The 3,212-nt window shown below is 73.8% G+C and carries 4 protein-coding genes; 3 read left to right on the top strand and 1 reads right to left on the bottom strand.

The window, feature by feature from the left end; genetic code table 11:
- Nucleotides 1-240: 240 nt before the first annotated feature.
- Nucleotides 241-1,014 (top strand): DUF72 domain-containing protein, encoded by a 774-nt coding sequence (locus BZY54_RS45410; RefSeq protein WP_086731204.1) that lies wholly within the window; start codon nucleotides 241-243, stop codon nucleotides 1,012-1,014.
- 181 nt (nucleotides 1,015-1,195) lie between these two features.
- Here BZY54_RS45410 and BZY54_RS45405 read toward each other — a convergent pair whose 3' ends face one another.
- On the bottom strand, nucleotides 1,196-1,564 hold the full coding sequence (locus tag BZY54_RS45405) for a GntR family transcriptional regulator (protein WP_167414183.1): 369 nt from the start codon (nucleotides 1,562-1,564) through the stop codon (nucleotides 1,196-1,198).
- Nucleotides 1,565-1,732: 168 nt separating this feature from the next.
- Between BZY54_RS45405 and BZY54_RS45400 the strand changes: the two genes are divergently transcribed.
- On the top strand, nucleotides 1,733-2,662 hold the full coding sequence (locus tag BZY54_RS45400; RefSeq protein WP_086731202.1) for a GNAT family N-acetyltransferase: 930 nt from the start codon (nucleotides 1,733-1,735) through the stop codon (nucleotides 2,660-2,662).
- Nucleotides 2,643-3,155 (top strand): ribonuclease FAU-1 family protein, encoded by a 513-nt coding sequence (locus BZY54_RS45395; RefSeq protein WP_086731201.1) that lies wholly within the window; start codon nucleotides 2,643-2,645, stop codon nucleotides 3,153-3,155. Before BZY54_RS45400 ends, BZY54_RS45395 begins: the two co-directional genes overlap by 20 nt.
- Nucleotides 3,156-3,212: the final 57 nt, after the last annotated feature.

Raw genomic sequence — 3,212 nt, 5'->3', positions numbered from 1 at the left:
AGCGCTCCGCCCGCCGCGGCGCTCGCCGCGGCGGGCGGAGCGCTCGTGTGGTGGATGCGACGCCGCAGGTCCGCCCAGGCGTAGCCGCTCCGGCGGATGAACACCGGACAGGGCCCGTACGCAGCCGGCGTGCGGGCCTCCTCGCATCTCGGAGGACGGACCAGAGCGGATGCGCGGATGCCGCTCCGACGGCCCGGGCCTGGCGGGTCAGGGGCGCGTGCGCGGTGGTTTGATGGTCGTATGACCCTGTTCGTCGGGACCTCCGGCTGGCAGTACAAGGACTGGCGGGGGGTGCTGTACCCGGAGGGCTGCCCCACGCGGCTGTGGCTGGAGGAGTACGCGGCCGCGTTCGCCACCGTCGAGGTCAACAACGCCTTCTACCGGCTGCCGGAGCGGGAGACCTTCGAGTCCTGGCGGGAGCGGGTGCCGCCGGACTTCGTGGTCGCGGTCAAGGCGAGCCGCTACCTGACCCACATCAAACGGCTCAAGGACCCCGAGGAGCCGGTGCACCGGCTGATGTCGCGTGCGGCGGGGCTCGGTGACCGGCTCGGCCCGGTGCTGCTCCAGCTGCCGCCCACGCTGCGCGCCGACGCGGGGCTGCTCGACGCCTGCCTCGCCTGCTTCCCGCCCGGTACGCGGATCGCGGTCGAGCCGCGCCACGACTCGTGGTGGACGCCGGAGGTCCGCAGGGTTCTGGAGCTGCGGGGCGCGGCCCTGTGCTGGGCCGACGCGTACGGCCGCCCTCTGACGCCGCTGTGGCCGACCACGGACTGGGGCTACGTCCGCTTCCACGTGGGTCGTGCCCGGGCCTGGCCGCACTACGGCCGGCGGTCCCTGGAGACCTGGGTCGACCGCACCGCGACGACCTGGCCGGACGAGCGGGACGTGTACGCGTACTTCAACAACGACCCCACGGGGGCGGCGGTTCAGGACGCGGTGGTGTTCGCCGGGGCGGCCCGGCGGGCCGGCCTGACGGTCACGCGCACGCCCGGCCGGGTGTCCGTGCGGCGGTAGGTCCTGCCGTACGGGGCGGCTCGGTGTCCGTAGGCCGCCAGGTCCGTCGTACACGGCGACTCAGTGTCCGTGCGGCGGTAGGTCCTGCCGTACGGGGCGGCTCGGTGTCCGTAGGCCGCCAGGTCCGTCGTACACGGCGGCTCGGTGTCCGTAGGCCGCCAGGTCCGTCGTACACGGCGACTCAGTGTCCATAGGCCGCCCGCAGGGCGTCCCGTACGGCGGCGAGCGCCGACTCCTCCTCCAGGCCCAGCCTCCGCACGCGCTCCGCGTACGCCTGCGCGGCTGCCGCCGCCTCGCGCTCCGCGGCCGAGCCCGCGGCGGCCACGAACGTGCCGTTGCGCCCCCGGGTCTCGATCACCCCGTCCGCCTCCAGCGCCCGGTAGGCCTTGGCGACGGTGTTCGCCGCGAGCCCGAGCGACTCGGCCAGTCCGCGCACCGTCGGCAGCCGGTAGCCCACCGGCAGCGCCCCCGACCGCGCCTGTTCGGAGATCTGCGCCCGCACCTGCTCGTAGGGAGGTGCGCCGTCGTCGATGTGGATCTTCAAGGTCACGTGGCGATTGTCCCGCACCGGTGCGCCCCCGCGCCCTTTCCCGGCGGGCAGGGCGGCCGGGCGGAGACGGCCACCGGCGGAGACGGCCCACCGGCGGAGCAGGCGGTCAGGCGCACCGGCGGAAAATGGGAGGCGCCCGGTCGGCCGACCGCCGTAGCGTGCGCCACCATGACTGTGATCGTCCGTGATCTTCGCGCCGACGCGCGAGACGACCTCGAGGGCTTCGCCCGCGTCCGGCACCTCGCGCTCCCGTACATGGTGCTCACCCCGGAGTCCCTCGCCCACGACCTCGCCCACATGCACCCCGACGCCCACTACCGTCCCCTCGTCGCCGTGGCGGACGGCGAGGTGATCGGCACGGCGCAGGTGCACCTGTCCCACGAGAGCACCGAGCCCGGCCAGGGCAATGTCAACGTGTACGTGCACCCCGAGCACACCCGCCGGGGCGCCGGCGGTCTCCTCGTGCGGGCCGCCGAGGAGCACCTGGCCGCCCACGGGGCCGTGAAGCTGTACGCCTGGGTGCTGGACGAGCCGGGCAACCGTGCCTTCGCCGAGCGGCACGGCTACCGCAGCAGCCGCTCCGCCCACTTCCTCCGCCTGGACCTGGCGGACGGCACGCTCCCGCCGCTCCAGGACCCGCCGCCGGGGGTGGAACTGCGCCGGGGCTCGGACTTCTCCGACGACCCGCGTCCGCTTTTCGAACTGGACTCGGAGACGACGATGGACGAACCGAGCGACGTGGACACGGAGTTCACCGACTACGAGGCATGGCTGGACGAGACCTGGCGGCACCCGCTGTTCAGCCCCGAACTGACCTCGGTGGCGCTGGTCGACGGCCGTCCGGCGGCGTTCTCGGCGGCCCGCACGGACGGCGCGACCCGATACGGCACCGTCATGACGGGCACCGCCCGGGCCCACCGCAACCGGGGCCTGGCAAAGCTGGCCAAGAACGACTCGCTGCACCGCGCCCGGGCCGCCGGGTTCACGCAGGCGTTCACGGGCAACGACACCGGAAACGAGCCGATGCTCGCGATCAACAAGTGGTTCGGGTACGAGGTGTGCGCCACGGAGGTGCGGTATGTCCGTGAGCTCGGCTGACGCGGCGGGTCCGGCTCAGCCGCCGCTGACCGTCGTCCTCGTCAAGGGCGGGCGTACGAAGATCCGCTACCCGAGCGCGCTCGTGGCCGACGACGGCACCCGGATCGCCGTCCGGGCACTGTGGGCGGGCGCCGGCGTACGGGACTTCGGCTTCGTGCGCTTCGAGCCCGGCGATGTCTTCACCGAGTACTACTGGCGCGACCGCTGGTACTCGGTGAAGGAGGTCCGCGACGGCGCAGGCCGGTTGAAGGGCTGGTACTGCGACGTCACGCGACCGGCCGTGCTCTCGGGCACGGAACTGGTCGTCGAGGACCTCGACCTGGACCTGTGGCGCTCCGCGGACGGCACGGACGTCCGGCGCCTGGACGAGGACGAGTTCGCGGCGAGCGGTCTGGCCGAGCGGGACCCCGGGGCGGCTGCCGCCGCCGTGGCCGCGCTCGACGAACTGGAGACGCTGGCCCGCGAGGGCGGTTTCGCCGCCCTGTTGACCTGAGCCGACACCGGACCCGCACCGGCGACCCGACACCCTCCCCGGGCATCCGAAGCCGCG

It is taken from the genome of Streptomyces carpinensis (assembly GCF_002154505.1).
Classification (GTDB): domain Bacteria; phylum Actinomycetota; class Actinomycetes; order Streptomycetales; family Streptomycetaceae; genus Streptomyces; species Streptomyces carpinensis.
This window is presented reverse-complemented; position numbering and strand designations above follow the sequence as displayed.

Coding starts and splice junctions, on each gene's coding strand:
- BZY54_RS45395 (WP_086731201.1), top strand. CDS start 2,643: ATGTCCGTGAGCTCGGCTGACGCGGCGGGTCCGGCTCAGCCGCCGCTG.
- BZY54_RS45400 (WP_086731202.1), top strand. CDS start 1,733: ATGACTGTGATCGTCCGTGATCTTCGCGCCGACGCGCGAGACGACCTC.
- BZY54_RS45410 (WP_086731204.1), top strand. CDS start 241: ATGACCCTGTTCGTCGGGACCTCCGGCTGGCAGTACAAGGACTGGCGG.